The following is a 633-nucleotide window of genomic DNA, read 5'->3' as shown; positions in this document are numbered from 1 at the left end:
CGAATACGCCGTTCCATTTTATTGGGGGACTAATACTTTCGCCATCAATACCGAGCGTGTGAAAAAGGCTTTGGGTACGGACAAACTACCGGACAATCAATGGGATTTGGTGTTTAACCCCGAATACACGTCCAAACTCAAGCAATGCGGCATCAGCTATTTGGACAGCGCGGCAGAAATTTATCCTATGGTATTGAACTATATGGGTAAAAATCCAAACAGTAGCGAAACGGCGGATATTAAGGCGGCTACGGAAGTCTTGAAGAAAAACCGTCCGTACATCAAGCGTTTTACCTCGTCCGGTTTTATCGATGATTTGGCGCGCGGCGATACTTGCGTAACAATTGGTTTTGGCGGCGATTTGAACATTGCCAAACGTCGTGCCGAAGAAGCGGGCGGCAAGGAAAAAATCCGTGTGATGATGCCGAAAGAAGGCGTGGGAATTTGGGTGGATTCGTTTGTGATTCCGAAAGATGCCAAACACGTGGCCAATGCCCATGCGTATATCAATGATTTCTTAGATCCTGAAGTTGCGGCGAAAAACGGCAATTTTGTTACTTATGCGCCGTCCAGCAAACCAGCTCAGGAGCTGATGGATGAAGAGTTTAGAAACGACAATACGATTTTCCCGAC

At 46.8% G+C, this 633-nt stretch carries 1 protein-coding gene; it reads left to right on the top strand.

From position 1 onward, the window contains the following. Nucleotides 1-633 (top strand): extracellular solute-binding protein (locus tag ACTHUR_RS15375; RefSeq protein ID WP_440399500.1); only part of this gene is annotated, 633 nt, incomplete at both ends.

This window comes from Neisseria sp. P0021.S007, assembly GCF_051956855.1.
This window is presented reverse-complemented; position numbering and strand designations above follow the sequence as displayed.